The organism is Krasilnikovia sp. M28-CT-15 (genome assembly GCF_047159595.1).
Lineage (GTDB): Bacteria > Actinomycetota > Actinomycetes > Mycobacteriales > Micromonosporaceae > Actinoplanes.
This window is the reverse complement of sequence record NZ_BAAGAK010000001.1, coordinates 6,487,145-6,503,624: the sequence shown is the minus strand read 5'-3', so window position 1 is coordinate 6,503,624 and position 16,480 is coordinate 6,487,145. Positions and strand designations below refer to the sequence as shown.

General features: G+C 71.1%; 15 protein-coding genes and 1 pseudogene. 8 read left to right on the top strand and 8 right to left on the bottom strand.

Features of this window, described 5'->3' with window-relative positions; genetic code table 11:
- Positions 1 to 17 precede the first annotated feature (17 nt).
- From rocD to ACMCNO_RS29710, 5 genes are all read right to left on the bottom strand, one after another.
- The gene (gene rocD, locus ACMCNO_RS29730; protein ID WP_412752742.1) at positions 18 to 1,238 is read right to left on the bottom strand and encodes an ornithine--oxo-acid transaminase; all 1,221 of its coding nucleotides are present in this window, start codon (positions 1,236 to 1,238) and stop codon (positions 18 to 20) included.
- Positions 1,235 to 2,041 (bottom strand): dimethylargininase, encoded by an 807-nt coding sequence (ddaH, locus tag ACMCNO_RS29725; protein WP_412752741.1) that lies wholly within the window; start codon positions 2,039 to 2,041, stop codon positions 1,235 to 1,237. The genes rocD and ddaH overlap by 4 nt, the downstream gene beginning before the upstream one ends.
- 333 nt (positions 2,042 to 2,374) lie before the next feature.
- Positions 2,375 to 3,001, bottom strand: a complete 627-nt coding sequence (locus tag ACMCNO_RS29720) for a hypothetical protein (RefSeq protein WP_412752740.1) — start codon at positions 2,999 to 3,001, stop codon at positions 2,375 to 2,377.
- Positions 3,002 to 3,107: 106 nt separating this feature from the next.
- Positions 3,108 to 3,719: an ATP-dependent Clp protease proteolytic subunit gene (locus ACMCNO_RS29715; RefSeq protein ID WP_412752739.1), complete on the bottom strand. Its 612-nt coding sequence runs from the start codon at positions 3,717 to 3,719 to the stop codon at positions 3,108 to 3,110.
- 169 nt (positions 3,720 to 3,888) lie between these two features.
- The gene (locus tag ACMCNO_RS29710) at positions 3,889 to 4,131 is read right to left on the bottom strand and encodes a GntR family transcriptional regulator (protein ID WP_412752738.1); all 243 of its coding nucleotides are present in this window, start codon (positions 4,129 to 4,131) and stop codon (positions 3,889 to 3,891) included.
- Positions 4,132 to 4,539: 408 nt separating this feature from the next.
- On the opposite strand from ACMCNO_RS29710, the gene ACMCNO_RS29705 reads away from it, so the two are divergent.
- A complete protein-coding gene (locus ACMCNO_RS29705; protein WP_412752737.1) occupies positions 4,540 to 5,469 on the top strand; it encodes an Fpg/Nei family DNA glycosylase in 930 nt (309 codons plus the stop codon).
- 253 nt (positions 5,470 to 5,722) lie between these two features.
- Here the strand turns inward: ACMCNO_RS29705 and ACMCNO_RS29700 are convergent.
- Positions 5,723 to 6,388 (bottom strand): annotated as a pseudogene (locus ACMCNO_RS29700) (polysaccharide deacetylase family protein); the annotation flags it as partial.
- A gap of 954 nt (positions 6,389 to 7,342) precedes the next feature.
- On the opposite strand from ACMCNO_RS29700, the gene ACMCNO_RS29695 reads away from it, so the two are divergent.
- From ACMCNO_RS29695 to ACMCNO_RS29670, 6 genes are all read left to right on the top strand, one after another.
- Positions 7,343 to 8,764, top strand: a complete 1,422-nt coding sequence (locus ACMCNO_RS29695; protein WP_412752736.1) for a carbohydrate-binding protein — start codon at positions 7,343 to 7,345, stop codon at positions 8,762 to 8,764.
- Positions 8,765 to 8,937: 173 nt separating this feature from the next.
- Positions 8,938 to 10,221, top strand: a complete 1,284-nt coding sequence (locus ACMCNO_RS29690; RefSeq protein WP_412752735.1) for a chitinase — start codon at positions 8,938 to 8,940, stop codon at positions 10,219 to 10,221.
- Positions 10,222 to 10,327: 106 nt separating this feature from the next.
- A complete protein-coding gene (locus ACMCNO_RS29685) occupies positions 10,328 to 11,443 on the top strand; it encodes a chitinase (RefSeq protein ID WP_412753854.1) in 1,116 nt (371 codons plus the stop codon).
- Between the two features lie 242 nt (positions 11,444 to 11,685).
- Complete coding sequence (gene fabG / locus ACMCNO_RS29680; RefSeq protein ID WP_412752734.1) at positions 11,686 to 12,453, top strand: 3-oxoacyl-ACP reductase FabG; 768 nt, start codon at positions 11,686 to 11,688, stop codon at positions 12,451 to 12,453.
- Positions 12,454 to 12,533: 80 nt separating this feature from the next.
- Positions 12,534 to 12,935, top strand: coding sequence for a hypothetical protein (locus tag ACMCNO_RS29675; RefSeq protein ID WP_412752733.1), 402 nt, complete (start codon positions 12,534 to 12,536; stop codon positions 12,933 to 12,935).
- Between the two features lie 6 nt (positions 12,936 to 12,941).
- On the top strand, positions 12,942 to 14,402 hold the full coding sequence (locus tag ACMCNO_RS29670; RefSeq protein ID WP_412752732.1) for a glutathionylspermidine synthase family protein: 1,461 nt from the start codon (positions 12,942 to 12,944) through the stop codon (positions 14,400 to 14,402).
- Between the two features lie 58 nt (positions 14,403 to 14,460).
- On the opposite strand, the gene ACMCNO_RS29665 is transcribed toward ACMCNO_RS29670, so the two are convergent.
- Together ACMCNO_RS29665 and ACMCNO_RS29660 are read right to left on the bottom strand one after the other, a co-directional pair.
- Entirely contained in the window at positions 14,461 to 14,901 is a 441-nt protein-coding gene (locus ACMCNO_RS29665; RefSeq protein WP_412752731.1) for a hypothetical protein, read from the bottom strand.
- A gap of 34 nt (positions 14,902 to 14,935) precedes the next feature.
- Positions 14,936 to 15,301, bottom strand: a complete 366-nt coding sequence (locus ACMCNO_RS29660; protein ID WP_412752730.1) for a hypothetical protein — start codon at positions 15,299 to 15,301, stop codon at positions 14,936 to 14,938.
- Between the two features lie 76 nt (positions 15,302 to 15,377).
- On the opposite strand from ACMCNO_RS29660, the gene ACMCNO_RS29655 reads away from it, so the two are divergent.
- Entirely contained in the window at positions 15,378 to 16,283 is a 906-nt protein-coding gene (locus ACMCNO_RS29655; RefSeq protein ID WP_412752729.1) for a Gfo/Idh/MocA family protein, read from the top strand.
- The last annotated feature ends 197 nt before the right edge of the window (positions 16,284 to 16,480 follow it).

The window sequence follows — 16,480 nt, the reverse complement described above, 5'->3', positions numbered from 1 at the left end:
CGCGTGCGTGTGCGACCTCAGGCGGCCTCGGTGAGGACCGCCTCCAGCTGGGCCAGCGCGTGGTCCAGGTCCTCCTCCGTGACGACCAGCGGCGGGGCCAGCCGGACCGTCGAACCGTGGGTGTCCTTGGCCAGCACACCGCGGGCCATGAGGCGCTCGGACACCTGCCGGCCGGTCATCAGCGCCGGGTCGATGTCCACCCCGGCCCACAGGCCACGCCCGCGGACCGCCACGACGCCATGCCCGATCAGCTTGTTCAGGCCCGCGTGCAGCCGCTCGCCCAGCTCGGCGGAGCGCTTCTGGAACTCGCCGGTCTGCAGCAGCCGGACCACCGCGGCGCCGACCGCGCAGGCCAGCGGGTTGCCGCCGAACGTGGAGCCGTGCTCGCCCGGGCGCAGCACGCCGAGGATCTCGCGGTTGGCGGCCACCGCCGAGACGGGCACGATGCCGCCGCCCAGCGCCTTGCCGAGCAGGTACATGTCCGGCACGACACCCTCGTGCTCGATCGCGAAGGTACGGCCGGTGCGGCCCAGCCCGGACTGGATCTCGTCCGCGGCGAACAGCACGTTGTGCTCGTCGCACAGGGCCCGTACCCCGGCCAGGTAGCCCGCCGGGGGCACCAGCACCCCGGCCTCGCCCTGGATCGGCTCGAGCAGCACCATGACGGTGTTCTCGTCGATCGCGGCCGCGATCGCGTCCAGGTCGCCGTACGGAACGACCGTGAAGCCCGGGGTGTACGGCCCGAAGTCGTTGCGGGCGTCCGGGTCGGTGGAGAAGCTGATGATGGTGGTGGTGCGGCCGTGGAAGTTGTTCTCGGCGACCACGATGTTGGCCTGCTCGGCGGCGACGCCCTTGACCCGGTAGCCCCAGGCCCGGCTCACCTTGATGGCGGTCTCCACGGCCTCGGCGCCGGTGTTCATCGGCAGGACCATGTCCTTGCCACACAGCTGCGCCAGCGACTGGCAGAACTCGGCGAACTGGTCGTGCACGAACGCGCGGCTGGTCAGCGTGAGCTTGTCCAGCTGGGCGTGCGCGGCGGCGATCAGGTCGCGGTTGCTGTGGCCGAAGTTCAGCGCCGAGTAGCCGGAGAGGAAGTCCAGGTACCGGCGCCCGTCGACGTCGGTCACCCAGGCCCCGTCCGCCTCGGCGATCACCACGGGCAGCGGGTGGTAGTTGTGTGCCGTCCAGCGCTCGGCCTCTTCGAGCGCGGCAGGGGTAAGCATGTCCACGGTCGTCATCCTCGGACCTCCAGGGTGCAGCACTTCGGGCCGCCGCCGGCCTTGCGAAGCTCGGAGACGTCGACGCCCACGGTCTCGTATCCGCGCTCCCGCAGGGCGGCGTTCAGGCCGGTGGCCTGCACGGGCAAGACAACGGTACGGCCGTCGCTGACCGCGTTGAGGCCCAACACGGCAGCGTCCTCGGGGGTGGCGATGACCGCGTCCGGGAACAGCTGGCGCAGCACCGCCTGGGAGCCGGGGGAGAAGGCCGACGGCAGGTACGCCACGTTGGTCTTGTCGAGCACGCACAGCGCCGTGTCGAGGTGGTAGTACGCCGGGTCGACCAGCTGCAGGGTGATCACCGGGCGGCCGAAGACCTCCTGGGTCTGCGCGTGCGCGGCGTGCGAGGTCCGGAAACCGGTCCCGGCCAGCAGCACGTCCCCGGCCAGCAGGATGTCGCCTTCGCCCTCGTTGGTGTGCTTCGACTCGTGCACGTCGAAGCCGTTGGCCGCGAACCACGCCGCGTACGCGGGACCCTCGTCGGCCCGCTCCGCGTCCCGGAACTGCACCGCCAGCACCTTGCCGTCGACCACGGTGGCGCCGTTCGCGGCGAAGACCATGTCCGGCAGCCCGGGCAGCGGGTCGATCAGGTCGACCGTGTGGCCGAGATCCAGGAACGTCTGCCGCAGGTTCTCCCACTGGCTGACCGCGAGGGCGTTGTCGTACGGCGCGCTCGGGTCCATCCAGGGGTTGATGCGGTAGGTCACGGCGAAGTGCGTGGGCCGGCACATCAGGTACCGGCGACGGGTGGCAGTGGGGGTCATGCCGAAACGGTATGCGTGAAGTGCCTGCGTATGGCCCTGTGCAACCATGCGCGCGACGGCGGATCGTTGCGTCATTACCGGGCCGGACGGTGATTCGTTGCACGGTCGTCCGGACACGCTGCCGGGGGTGGTGTCCAGACACCACCCCCGGCGACCATGCGGTGTACAGCCGGGGCGATGGTGATCGCCGGTCGGCGGCTTCCGCGCTGTCCGGCGCACCGCCGGAGCGTTCGGGGCGGGGTGGCGGATAGCCACCCCGGTTCCGATCGCCGGCCGCGCACCGCGGCCGGCGATGGGTCAGTACCCGGTCAGAACCGGTTCGCAAACTGTGCGTCAAGCCACTCGCGCAGACTCGGCACCGGCTGCCGTGTCCGTGCCCAGCCAGGGCAGGGAGCCGGTCAGGGCGAGGACGCCGACGACGATCGCGCCGAGCGCCACCGACATGCCGATCAGCGCGTCGGTCTTGCCCGCGACATGCCTCTTGCCGGTGGCCGAGAAGCCGGCCAGCGACAGGACGAGCGCGAGACCGGCCAGCCCGATGCCGTATCCGACCAGGGGGCCGGAGAGCACCAACAGGGCGCTGGTGACGGCGGCGATGAGGCCCAGGGTCGCCAGCAGGCTGGCGCGCGGCTTGGGCGTGGCGACGGCCCGGCCTCGGGTGGCCTGCTCCGCCTCAGCCGGCCCGAGGCCGGTCCGGTGGGCGCCCGGCCGCTCGGATGTGGGCCGCTCGGATGTCGGCAGCTCGGATGCCGGGCGCTCGGATGCCGGGCGGTCAGCGGCGGGGAGATCGGGAGTAGGCCGATCGGTGACGGGGCGGTCGGCGCGCGGCCGCACCTGTCGCACGGTCGGTGACTCATCGGCGGGGACGTCGCGGTCGGTGCGCGTCGGCGCCGAAACGCCGCCGCGGGACTCGTCGGCCGTGGCCGGGTGCGGATGGCGGGAGAATGTGGGGATCTTCACGTCGGCACCTTCTTTCGGTGGGGATGCCTGCGCTACTACCCCGGCGCCCGCCCGCGCACACGCGAAGGCGCGCGGGGCAGACACCCCGCGCGCCTCCGGACGCTGATCAGACCAGGGACGGCAGCGACGACGGCACGTCCGAGGACCGGGTGATCACGTGGTCGATCAGTCCGTACGCCTGGGCCTCCGGCGCGGTGAACCAGCGGTCGCGATCGGAGTCCCGCTCGATCTCCTCCGGGGTGTGACCGCTGTGGAAGGCGATCCGCTCGTTCATGACCTGCTTGATGTGCAGCATGCTCTCGGCCTGGATGGCGATGTCGGCAGCGGTGCCGCCGATGCCGCCGGAGAGCTGGTGCATCATGATCCGGGAGTGCGGCAGCGCGTACCGCTTGCCGGGGGTGCCCGCGCAGAGCAGGAACTGGCCCATCGAGGCCGCCATGCCCATGGCGATCGTGGCCACGTCGTTCTTGATGTACTGCATCGTGTCGTAGACGGCCATGCCCGCGCTGATCGACCCGCCCGGCGAGTTGATGTAGAGGGCGATGTCCCGCTCACTGTCGTCGGAGGCGAGCAGCAGCAGCTGGGCGCAGATGCGGTTGGTCACCTCGTCGTTGACCTCGCTGCCGAGGAAGATGATCCGCTCGCGGAGCAGCCGCTCGAAGACCTGGTCGTCGAAGGATGCGCCACCCGCCCGCATCACGATCTCGTCAACACTCATGGGCCAACCCTCTCACCTCGCGTCCGGATGTGTCCCAGCCTCCCCCGTACCGGCGTGCCGACCCAGCGATTCCCCTGATGGCGAATCCGCTGTGGGCATAATCGGGGCGGCACGCCTCGTTGTCGCTGTCCCCGAAGGACAACACCGGTCCGAACCGCGTCGGGGCCGATCAGCGGGCTGCTACATAGGTTCCCTTGCCGCGCACGGTGACAACCAAACCCGCCTCGCGGAGCAGCCTAAAGGAGTGGCGTACGGTCACCCGGCTGACGCCGTGCTCCTGCTGCAGCGTCAGTTCAGACGGCAATGGTCGATCTGGCGGAATTCGTCCGGACTCGATGTCCGCGCGCAACAAGTCAGCCAGTTGCCGATACAGCGGCTGTGCACTTTCCGGATCCAGGGTTCTGCCTGCCACAACACGACGCTAAACGATCTATCTCGGGTCATTGTGTGATGCCTCAGGACGACCTGTCCTAATACAATGTAATACAAGTGAAGTAAGGTGGCCTGCATCCGCTGCGGGGCTCGGTGGCGGTTGCATCCCGGGTCTCGCGGCGGCCGACTCCAGGAGGCACCGTGACGTCCGTTTCCGACCGGTCCGCAGACCGCCGACCCGCAATACGCGCTCGAAGCTGACCCCCGACCCCTCGACGAAGCGTTCGAACGCTTCATCGGCTGGACACGACAACGCGGAGACCGGCAAGCGCGAGCCTGACGGTCACCGGTCACCGGTCACGACGCGTGGGCGTGGGCGTGGTGGATTACGTCGCGGTCCGCCGAGGCCGTCGAGGCTGATCATTGCGAGTGGGTACCGTAGCTCCTCGTGCCAGAGGGACACACCATCCACCGCCTCGCCGCCCGCCATCGCGAGCTGTTCGCGGGCCGCGCCGTCACCGTCGAGAGCCCGCAGGGCCGGTTCGCCGCCGGGGCGGCCCTGCTGACCGGCCGCACCGTCATCGACACCGAGGCGTACGGCAAGCACCTGCTGCACCATTACGCCGATGACCGCAGCCTGCACGTCCACCTGGGACTGTACGGCCGGTTCAGCGACGGGGAGCCGCCCGCGCCCCCGCCGGTCGGGCAGGTGCGGATGCGGATGACCACCGAGGCGCACTGGCTGGACCTGCGGGGCCCGGCCGCCTGCGAGGTGCTGGACCCGGGCCGGCTGGCGGCCCTGCGGGCGCGGCTGGGGCAGGACCCGCTGCGCGCCGACGCCGACCCGGACGCCGCGTACGCGCGGGTCCGTGCCAGCACCAAACCCGTCTTCGCGCTGCTGCTCGACCAGGCGATCGTGGCGGGCTGCGGCCTGATCTACGCCAACGAGGTGCTGTTCCGGGCCGGACTCTCGCCGACCACGCCCGGGGTCGGGGTCGACGCCGCGACGTGGGCGTCGCTCTGGGCGGATCTGTGCGGCCTCATGGCCGAAGGGGTGGCCCGGGGCCGTATCGACACCGTGCACACCGCGCACACCCCCGAGGCGATGCGTCGCCCGCCGCGGGTCGACCGGCACGGCGGCGAGGTGTACGTCTACCGCCGTCCCGGCCAGCCGTGTCTGGTCTGCGGCACCGAGGTGGCCCGGGGCCCGCTGGCTGGGCGCAATCTGTACTGGTGCCCGACCTGCCAGCCGGAGGCTACGGCTGGGCCGGCTGCCCGTCCTGTGCGGCGTCCGGCGGCTCGGCGGCCGCGGGCGCAGACGACGACGGCGCCGGGTCGGCCGGGGCGGACTCCGTCGGGGTCGGCGCCGGCGGGGTAGGTTCGGCCGGCGGCTCGGGCTGCGGGCCGGTGGGCAGACCCAGGCGGAAGTTCTTGGCCAGCCATGGCAGCAGCCGCTGGTACGCCTCGATCGTGTCGGGCTGGCTGAAGTCGTGCGAGAGCACGATGGACCCGGGCCGGATCGCATGCTTGACGCCGTCGACCACCTTGTCGACGTGCGCGGCGTCGCCTTCGCCGGGCAGGTGTTCCCAGTCGCGCGGGTCGACCTCCCAGTAGAGGGAGGTCATGTCCTGGGCCGCGGCGGTGCGTACCAGCCGGTCCGTGAAGTTCCCGCCGGGTGCCCGGAAGTACGGGATCTCGGCTCCGGGCACCGCCGCCCGGATGGCCTCGTTGGTGTGCTCCAGGTCGGCCTGGATCTGTGCGGGCTTGGCCTTGCCGAGGGTCAGGCTGTGGTCCCAGGAGTGGTTGCACAGCGTGTGCCCGGCGGCCACGATCTGGCGCACGATGTCGGGGTGCCTCTGCACCTGGGTGCCCACGAGGCAGAAGGTCGCCTTGACGTCGTACTGGGCCAGCAGGTCGAGCAGCCTCGGGGTCTGCACCGGGTCGGGCCCGTCGTCGAACGTGAGCGCGACGGTGCTGGAACCCGTGGTGCGCAGCGAATGCGCCGGGCCGGTGCCCTTGGGCAGCGAGGCGGGGATGTCGGTGGCCGTGCTCCGCGCGGATGATGCCGCCGGTGTGGGTGCGGTGGGCGCCGGGGTGTTCGGTTTTGCCGGGTCCCGCGGCGTCGTGGACCCGTCGGCCTCGTCGCCGTCGCCGTTCTGCTGGCCGGAGGTGGCCGCGTGCCGGGGCGGCTTGCTGGTGGACTTGCCCGCCCGGTGCCGGGCGGCGGCCGCCTGCTCGGCCGCGTTGACCGCGTCGACGCGCTGCTGGTGTTGCTGCACCGGGATGGCGACGAGCATCAGGCCCGCCGCGACCAGTGAGGCCAGCAGGACCTGTTGACGTTGCCGCCCGATCAGCAGCCACGATTCGATCGGCAGTGTGCCGGGCGCCCGGTGCGCGCCGGTGGCGGGGGGTTTGTCGCCCGGGTCGAGGGCCCAGGCACGCACCGCGCCGGCCATCCGCCGGGCGGCGGGCAACCCGTCCGCGACGGCGTCGCGGACGGACGGCAGGGCCCGTACGGTGATGATCGGCGTCCGGGTCTCGGCCTGCGCGTGGTGCCGCCCGGGGGCGCCCCCGGCGGACGGGCGCTGGGCGCGCCGCTGTGCCCGGGGCAGCCCTTCGGCGCGGTGCCCCGCCCGGATGCCGTCCGCCCGCCGTCGCCCGCCGTCGTCCGTGGACGTCCAGTGCCGTTCGGCGCGCTCCGTTGGGTCGACGGCCCGGTGACGCTCGGTCGTACGTCGGTCGTCGGTCCAATGACGCTCGGACGGGTATGCCGCCGCGGTGTCCTGGAAGCGCCGGGTCCCGCTTCCCGGCTCGCCGGTCCAGTGGCGTTCGGTGAGGTGACCGGCCGCGCCGTGCACCGGTGGCGCCGAGTCCGGTCCCAGGTCAGAGGCGCTGGCGAGCGATCGCGGGCGCCGGTGTCGTCCACCCGGGGACGGCGACGTTGCGGCGACGCCCGGTCCATCGACCGGCGTCCGCTCGTCAGGGGTCTGCCACGACACCCGTCATAACTACCGCGTGATCATCGCGAGCGCGATACCAGTCGAGTGACGGCCCGTTCACCCATCGTGGATCTCTGCAGGTCACGCGGTTGTGTGGCCACGACGGAAGGTCGGCGCGCCGCACCGCGTCGGCGAGGCGACCTCGATCAATCGGCGCTGATACATATTGACAACTTCCTGAAACAGGCCGTTAACTTCTGGAGAGAGCGCTCTCTCGACACTCTCGCATGCCTTCCCCGAAAGGTCATCCCCATGAACCCACCCGCACACCGCACCCGGCCGCGCCGGGGCAGGCGGCTGTTCGCCGTGGCCGCCACACTGGCCGCGGTCGCCGCCTCCGCGACCTTCGTGCTCGACGCCGAGGCCGCCGTGCCCGGCGCTCCGTCCGGCATGAGCCTGGTATTCAGTGACGACTTCACCGGCGCGGCCGGCACCGGCCTCAACCGCTCGGACTGGCTCTACGACATCGGTACGTCCTACCCCGGTGGCGCCGCCAACTGGGGCACCGGCGAGATCGAGACGATGACCGACTCCACCCAGAACGTCTTCCACGACGGCAACGGCAACCTGGCCATCAAGCCGATCCGGGACAGTGCCGGCAAGTGGACCTCCGGCCGGGTGGAGACGCAGCGTACGGACTTCGCCGCCCCGGTCGGTGGCAAGGTGCGCATCGAGGCCCGCCTGCAGCAGCCCAACGTCAGCGGCGCGGCGGCGGCGGGCTACTGGCCCGCGTTCTGGACGATGGGGGAGGGTGCGCGGCCGGTGGGCGCCACGAACTGGCCCAGCATCGGCGAGTGGGACATCATGGAAGACATCAACGGGCGCTCCAGCGTCTTCGCGGCCCTCCACTGTGGGGTCAACCCTGGCGGGCCCTGCAACGAGACCGTCGGCAAGACCAGCGGTGAGCGCGCCTGCGCGGGCTGCCAGACCGGCTTCCACACGTACGCGGTCGAGTACGACCGCAGTACCTCCCCGGAGAAACTGAGCTGGTACCTCGACGGGCAGCAGTACTTCACGGTCAACTCCAGCGAGATGGACGCCACGACCTGGAACAACGCCACCCACCACGGCGTGTTCGTCATCCTCAACGTGGCGATCGGCGGCGGCTTCCCGGACGCGTTCGGCGGCGGCCCGACCGCGTCGACCCAGTCCGGCGCGGCGATGCTGGTCGACTACGTGGCGGTCTGGCAGTCCGCCGGCGGCACCACGACCCCGCCGACCACCCCGCCCACCACGACCCCGCCGACCACGACCCCGCCCGGTGGCACCCGCGACGCGTACGCGCTGACCGAGGCGGAGTCGTTCAACGCCTCGGCCGGGGTGCAGGCGGAAGTGTGCGTCGAGGGCGGCCAGGACGTCGCGTCCGCCGGCAACGGTGACTGGCTCCAGTACGACAACGTCGACTTCGGCACGGGCGGGGTACGCGACTTCGTCGCGCGGGTCGCCTCGGGTGCCGCGGCCGGTGTCAGCGGTCTGGTGGAGATCCGTCTCGACAGCCGGAGCAACGCGCCGATCGGCAGCTTCGCCGTGGCCAACACCGGCGGCTGGCAGAACTGGCGGTCGGTCCCCGGCAACGTCGCGAGCGTGACCGGCAAGCACACCGTGTTCCTGACGTTCGCCAGCGGCCAGCCGGCCGACTTCGTGAACGTCAATTGGTTCCAATTCCGCAGGTAGTGACTTCGTTCAATGCTTGAATCCCCGGGCCGGGAGCGCTACCAGCGCTTCCGGCCCTCCCATTTGTTCACATCGGTCTTAAGTCAAAGTTAAGTAACGACCTATGGACGGGGACTGTTAACAGTCCTAATAATTTGGCCGTCCCCCCACGACATCCCCAGGGAGAGTCGGCCATGCAGCGCTCCAGGTCCGTCATCCTCGCCACGATCGCCGCGGTGGCCGCGGCGGCCACCACATACCTCGCCGGGTCCGCGTCCGCCGCGGCCGCCTGCGCCCCGCAATGGAACTCGGCCACGGTCTACGTCAACGGCGACAGCGCCTCGGTGGCCGGGCACAACTACACCGCCAAGTGGTGGACCCAGAACGAGAGCCCGCAGACCCACAGCGGGCAGTGGGACGTTTGGGCCGACAAAGGCGCCTGCGACGGCGGTCCGGCCCCGTCCACGCCGCCCACCACGACGCCGCCCACCACCGTGCCGACCACCGGCCCGACCACCACGCCGCCGACGACGCCGCCGACCACTGGCCCGACCACCACCCCGCCGACCGGCACCGGCGTGCTCCCGGCCCACCTGCTCACCGGGTACTGGCAGAACTTCGACAACCCGGCCAACGAGATCAAGCTGGCCGCGGTGCCGTCCACGTACGACCTCGTCGCGGTGGCCTTCGCGGACGCCACCGGCACCCCCGGGGCGGTGTCCTTCAGCATCGACCCCGGCCTGTCCGCGAGCGTCGGCGGCTACACCAACGAGCAGTTCAAGGCGGACGTGGCGACCCTGCACGCGCGCGGCAGGAAGGTCGTCATCTCGGTCGGCGGTGAGAAGGGCTCGGTCAGCGTCGGCGACGCGGCGGCCGCCACCAACTTCGCCAACTCCGTGTACGGACTCATCCAGACGTACGGCTTCGACGGCGTCGACATCGACCTGGAGAACGGGCTCAACCCGACGTACATGGCCAGCGCGCTGCGCAGCCTGCACGCCAAGGTCGGCAACGGTCTGATCATCACGATGGCCCCGCAGACCATCGACATGCAGTCGCCGCAGAGCTCGTACTTCAAGCTGGCGCTGGACATCAAGGACATCCTCACGGTCGTCCACACCCAGTACTACAACTCCGGCGCGATGCTCGGCTGCGACTCCAACGCGGCCTACTCGCAGGGCACGGTGAACTTCCTCGTCGCCCTCGCCTGCATCCAGTTGCAGAACGGCCTGCGCCCCGACCAGGTGGCGCTCGGGCTGCCCGCGACCACCAGCGCGGCCGGCGGCGGCTACGTCCCGCCGTCGGTGGTCAACCAGGCCCTCGACTGCCTGGCCCGCGGCACGAACTGCGGCACGTTCCGGCCCCCGGCCACGTATCCCGGCATCCGGGGCGCGATGACCTGGTCGGTCAACTGGGACGTCACCGCGGGCGGCGGCTTCGCCAACACGGTCCAGCCGCACCTGTCCACCCTGCCCTGATCCACCCGCCCCACCCCACCCCACAGGAGAACCCGTGAAACCCACCAAGAGGTTCGTGGCCATCGGCGGCGTGCTGCTCGCCGGTCTGGCCGCCGCCATCCTGCCGATGGCAGCGTCGAACGCGGCCGTGGCGTGCGCCCCGGCATGGTCCTCGTCCGCGGTCTACGTCAAGGACAACCAGGCCTCGCAGAACAGCCACAACTACACCGCGAAGTGGTGGACCCAGAACGAGAGCCCGGCCACCCACAGCGGCCAGTGGGACGTCTGGATCGACAACGGCGCCTGTGGCGGCGGCACCCCCGACCCGACGCCCACCGACCCGATCCCGTCCGACCCGCCGCCCGGCGGTACCAAGATGGCGGCCGCGCCGTACATCTTCCCCGGCTGGGGTAACCCGCCCGCGCCGTCCACGGTCGTCAACGCGACCGGCATCAAGGCGTTCACCATCGCCTTCGTCCTGGCCAACGGCTGTAACCCGGCGTGGGACGGGGAGAGCGGTCTCACCGGCGGCGTGCACGAGAGCACCATCAACGCGATCAAGGCGGCCGGTGCGTCGGTCGTACCGTCGATCGGCGGCTGGCAGGGCAACAAGCTCGGCCCGAACTGCCCGAACGCGAGCGCGCTCGCGGGCGCGTACCAGAAGGTCATCGACACCTTCGGGCTCAAGGCGATCGACATCGACATCGAGAACACCGACGAGTTCGAGAACGAGGCGGTCCAGGACCGCATCCTCGGCGCACTGAAGATCATCAAGCAGAACAACCCGTCCGTGAAGACGATCCTCACGTTCGGCACCACGACCACCGGCCCGACCTACTACGGCACCCGGCTGGTCAAGCAGGCCCAGGCACTGGGCGCGAACATCGACATCTTCACCCAGATGCCGTTCGACTTCGGTGGCGGCGCGGACATGTACGGCGCCACCGTCGGCGCCTCCGAGGGCCTGAAGAACCTGCTCAAGTCGACGTTCGGCTACAGCGACGCGCAGGCGTACGCGCACCTGGGCATCTCCGGCATGAACGGCCTGTCCGACCAGCAGGAGGTCACCTCGCCCGACACCTGGACCAAGATCCGTGACTACGCCAAGAGCAAGGGCCTCGCCCGGTTCAGCTTCTGGGGTGTCAACCGCGACCGCGGCTGCCCCGGCGGCGGCGTGGTCTCCAACTGCAGCGGCATCGCCCAGGCCGACTGGGCGTTCACCAAGATCAGCGCCGGGTTCTGAGCGGACCGCGCGTCCGCGGATCGCTCAGCGGTCCGCGGACGCGCGCCCGCGCCGCTTTCGCCACACCCAGGTACCGACCACTCCGGCCGAAGAACACCGCGCCGCGCTCGTGCCGCTCGAACCACCGGTCCGCCCGGTCCAGGTCGTCCGCGGGTGGTGCGGATGCGTCACACCGCGGCGTCGACGGCCGAGCCCCGGGTTAGGCTCGGCCGTCGATCCGAGATCACCGCCCGGAGGCCGCAATGACGCAGTCCGACCAGCCCACCCGCGTAGCCGTCGTCACCGGTGCCGCCCGGGGCATCGGCGAGGCAACCGCCCGCAGGCTCGCCGCCGACGGCATGGCCGTCGCGGTCGTCGACCTCGACGAGGCCGCCTGCGCGAACGCGGTCACCGCCATCCACGACGCGGGCGGTACCGCGCTGGCCGTCGGCGCCGACGTCTCCGACCCGACCGCCGTGACCATGGCCGTCACCCGGGTGGCCGCCGAGCTGGGCCCGCCGACCGTGCTGGTCAACAACGCCGGGGTGCTGCGGGACAACCTGCTGTTCAAGATGAGCGAAGACGACTGGGAGACCGTCATGGCGGTCCACCTGCGCGGCGCGTTCCTGTTCAGCCGGGCCGTGCAGAAGCACATGGTCGACGCGGGCTGGGGGCGCATCATCAGTCTCTCCAGCACCTCTGCCCTCGGCAACCGCGGCCAGGCCAACTACGCCGCGGCCAAGGCCGGCATCCAGGGCCTGACGAAGACGCTCGCGATCGAGCTGGGCCGCTTCGGAATCACCGCGAACGCGGTCGCTCCGGGCTTTATCGTCACCGACATGACCGCGGCCACCGCGGCACGGGTGGGGATGAGCTTCGACGACTTCGAGAAGGCGGCGATCGGTCAGATTCCCGTCGGCCGGGCGGGTCGTCCCGAGGACGTCGCGCACACCGTATCCTTCCTGGCCAGCGAGGGCGCGGGCTTCGTGTCCGGGCAGGTCGTGTACGTCGCAGGTGGGCCGCGCTGCTAATCCACCGGTTGCTCACGACCGTTACAAAGAAGTGAGCCAGCCGTGAACCAGGGGTGGAGCGACAGACGGTGAACCGACGGATGACCTCCCGCAGCGTGTCGCTGACCGGGACGTTCCTGCTGCTGGCCGCGGGCGGCCTCGCCGCCTGCGACAGCGGGGACGACTACCAGGACGAGGGTTTCTACTGCGCCGACGCCAACGGCGTCATCGTCGACGAGGACTACTGCGACGACGATGACAGCTACCACCCGGGGGCGGGCTTCTTCATCTGGCACTCCACCGGGTACCGCTCCGGCTACCCGATCGGCCACAAGCTGCCCGCGGGCGGCAGCAAGTTCGGGTACAAGGACTCGGCGGCCCGGATGGCGTACGGGCTGCCGCCCACTGGCAAGATCGGCAACGGGACGATCAAGACCAGCGTGGTCGGCAAGGGCGGCAGCGGCAGTGGCAGCCGCTCGTCCAGCAGCAAGTCGGGCGGCTGACCCGGCGTGCGGCGGATTCCGTACGGCCCGGTCCGGGACGGGTGGCGGCTCACCAACTTCAGCCTCGGGCTGACGTACAACGACACCGAACTGCCCGACGGCACGATGCAGTCGTACTGGCAGGAGGGGCCGTACTACGACTTCACCGAGGCCGAGATCGAGGAGCTGGAGACCGCCACCGCGGCGCTGCACGCCATGTGCCTGGAGGCCGGGGACTGGATGGTCAAGCAGTGTCCCCGGCACACCCGCCAGGGGCGCCGCGACGGCTACCTCGCGTCGGTCTGCAGCCCGCAGAGCTGCTTCCTCGCGAAGATCGGCATCCCGGAGTTCGCGCACGAGCAGATCATCCGGACCTGGTTCGACGGTGACGCCGAGACCTGGACGCACGAGGACAAGGACCTCGACCAGCGCTTTCCGCCGCAGACCCCGGACTACTCGCCGAGCGTCTACGGCCGCCTCGACCTCTGGTACAACGGCGCCGGGTCGACCCCGCGGTTGCTGGAGTTCAACGCGCAGACCCCGACCTCGCTGGTCGAGGCCGCGGTCATCCAGTGGCACTGGGCGGATCAGACCAACCTGACCCAGCACCCGTGGCGGCAGTGGAACTCGATGCACGACCGGCTGGTCGGCTGGGAGGCCGCCGATGGCGAGCCCGCCAACCCCGGCGCGTGGCGGCGCAACATCGCCAAGCTGCGCGAGGCCCGGCCGTGGCTCCCCGAGAAACCCAAGATCTTCTTTGCGTACGAGACGTCCGAGACCTCCGGCGAGGACCGGATGAACGTGGCCTACCTGATGGCCACCGCCGAGGAGGCAGGCTTTCCGGTCGAGCTGATCGCGATGAGCCAGATCGGCTGGGACGTCGCGGGTGACCGGGTGGTGTTCGTGCCCGGCCCCGGCCAGGAGCACAAGGCCGAGCCCATCGACGTGATCTTCATGCTGTACCCGTGGGAGTGGTTCTGGAACGAGGAGGGCGGCAAGGGCTTCTTCCGCAACATGGCCGACCCCGCCAAGCGGGGCACGGTGTGGATCGAGCCGCCGTACACCGCCGCCCTGCTGGGCAACAAGGCGCTGCTGCCGGTGCTGTGGAAACTGTTCGGTGACGACCCGGAGCGCGGCAAGTACCTGCTGCCCGCGTACTTCGCCGGGTCGTCGTCCGCGGCGAAGCTCACCTCGTACGCGAAAAAGCCGGTCTGGGGTCGGGAGGGCGGCTCGGTGACCCTGGTCAAGGACGGTGCCGTGCTCGCCGACAACCCGTCCGAGTACGGCGCGGACGGCCGCTACGTCGTGCAGCAGCTGCTGGAGCTGCCGTCGTTCGACGGGCTGGAGGGCACCGTGCACCCGGTGATCGGCTCCTGGCTGATCGACGGCGAACCCGCCGGGATGGGCATCCGGGAGGGGCTCGGCGACGAGGGCCTGGTGACCAAGGACCAGTGCAACTTCGTGCCGCACACCATCGGCGCGAACTGACGATCCTGGGTGAGTTCGGGTCAGGGGCTGACCCGAACCCACCAGGGTCCGGCGCTGATCAGGCTCGCGGGCGGTTGCGCCACAGCCAGTAGAGGCCGACGACCGGCAGCACCAGCGGGACGTAGCCGTATCCGCTGCCGAACCCGGACCACACCGTCTCGTCCGGGAACGCGGCCGAGTCCGCCAGGCTCAGCGTGCCGATCACGAGCACTCCGGCCAGCTCCACCGAGCAGCTGCACCACGCGATGACCCGGCCCCGGCGCCCGCCGATGGCCAGCCCGATCGTGGCCGCGATGTAGACGACGGCGGCCAGCGCCGACAGCAGGTAGGCCAGCGGCGCCTCGGAGAACTTCGTGGCGATCTGCACCCCGGCGCGGGCGCTCGCGGCCACCGCGAAGATCATGTACACGGTCAGCAGGACACGGCCGGGTCCGCTGCCCAGCGCCGCGTCCCGGGGCCGTTCCCGCTTCGTCCGCTCCGCCGCCGTGCTCTGGTCCACTGCCTGATCCTCCGGTGCGTTCTCGGGTGCGGGCTCAGCCACCGGTCACCGCCGCGAGCTGCTCCAGCCGCAACACCAGGACCGGCAGCACCAGGGCGATCACCGCGAGGATCACGTTGCCGGCCCGGGTCGGTTCCATCCGGGCCAGCACCACACCGGTCGGCGCGAACGCGACCGTGGTGATCAGATACCCGATGAAGGTCGCGGTCTCCTTCGGGCGGCTGCCGTCGAACAGGCCCACCACGGCGAGCCCCACGAGCACCGTCACCAGTACGCCCAGGGCGGCCATCGCGTACAGGTCGAACCTGCTGGGCGGCTTGTTCAGGGCGGCGCGGGCCAGATACCAGAGCGCCAGAGCGAGCGAGACGACGATCGTCGCCACTGACAGAGGACCGTTCACGCGGCACAGCGTACTGATCAGGGTGGGCGTGTTAGCTTCGGCCAGGGCGTGCATTCGCGGCGAAAGGGGCGCGGCGGTGAGGTTCGGACTCTGCGGAACGGGCCCATGGGCGCATCTCGCCCACGCGCCCGCCCTGGCGACCCACGACGGCGTCGAGTTCGTCGGCGTCTGGGGGCGCAACGAGGTCAAGGCCACCGCGCTGGCCGAGTCGTACGGCGCCCTCGCGTACGGCACGGTCGACGAACTGATCGCGGACGTGGACGCGCTCGCGGTGGCCCTGCCCCCCGACGTGCAGGCGCCGATCGCGCTCACCGCCGCGCAGGCGGGCCGGCACCTGCTGCTGGACAAACCGGTGGCGTTCAGCCCCGCGGTGGCCGACGAGATCGCCGCCGTGGTGACCGAGCGCAAACTCGCCTCCGCGGTGTTCTTCACCCGGCGGTTCATGCCGCAACTGGCCGAGTTCGTGGACCGGGCGGTCGCCACCGGCGGCTGGCTGGCGGCCCGGGTGGACCACCTCGGCTCCATCTACGCCGACGGCAACCCGTTCGGGGCGTCGCCCTGGCGCCAGGAGAGCGGCGGCCTGTGGGACGTCGGACCGCACGCGGTCGCGCTCGTGCTGCCGGTGCTCGGGCCGGTCACCGAGGTCACCGCGATGGTCGGTGCGCGGGACATGACGCACGCCCTGCTGCGGCACGCCGGGGGCGGGATCAGCACGCTCGCCCTCTCGGTCGACGCGCCACCGGCGGCGGCCCGGGAGGAAGCCGTGTTTGTCGGGGAGGCCGGGGTCGCGATGGTGCCCGAGCTGCCCTGGGAGCCGGTCGCGGCGCTGCGGAACGCACTGGACGGTCTGCTGGCCGCCGCGGCGGGCGGGGCCCCGCTGGGCCTGGACGTCCGGTTCGGGGCCACGGTGACCGCGATTCTCGCGGCCGCCGAGGAGTCGGCGCGGACGGGCCGTACGGTCGCCCTCCCCCCGGCCATCTGAGCCGCCCGGCAGACCGACCCACCGGCCCGCCCCGCCGCGCGCACGAGCCGCCGCCGCGATGTGCCGGACACCCGCCTGGCCGCTGCGGTGCGCCGCGCGCACGTTCCGTCGCGGCCCGCTGCCGGAGGCCCGGTTCGTTCATCCGCGGCGCGGGCCGCGCCGAATCCCTCGGTCAGCCGTTGATCGGACGTGAGGAC

Bases quoted from the DNA above. Each gene is read 5' to 3' on its own strand.
- rocD (WP_412752742.1), bottom strand. From the start codon at position 1,238: ATGACGACCGTGGACATGCTTACCCCTGCCGCGCTCGAAGAGGCCGAG.
- ddaH (WP_412752741.1), bottom strand. From the start codon at position 2,041: ATGACCCCCACTGCCACCCGTCGCCGGTACCTGATGTGCCGGCCCACG.
- ACMCNO_RS29715 (WP_412752739.1), bottom strand. From the start codon at position 3,719: ATGAGTGTTGACGAGATCGTGATGCGGGCGGGTGGCGCATCCTTCGAC.
- ACMCNO_RS29695 (WP_412752736.1), top strand. From the start codon at position 7,343: ATGAACCCACCCGCACACCGCACCCGGCCGCGCCGGGGCAGGCGGCTG.
- ACMCNO_RS29690 (WP_412752735.1), top strand. From the start codon at position 8,938: ATGCAGCGCTCCAGGTCCGTCATCCTCGCCACGATCGCCGCGGTGGCC.
- ACMCNO_RS29685 (WP_412753854.1), top strand. From the start codon at position 10,328: ATGGCAGCGTCGAACGCGGCCGTGGCGTGCGCCCCGGCATGGTCCTCG.
- fabG (WP_412752734.1), top strand. From the start codon at position 11,686: ATGACGCAGTCCGACCAGCCCACCCGCGTAGCCGTCGTCACCGGTGCC.
- ACMCNO_RS29675 (WP_412752733.1), top strand. From the start codon at position 12,534: ATGACCTCCCGCAGCGTGTCGCTGACCGGGACGTTCCTGCTGCTGGCC.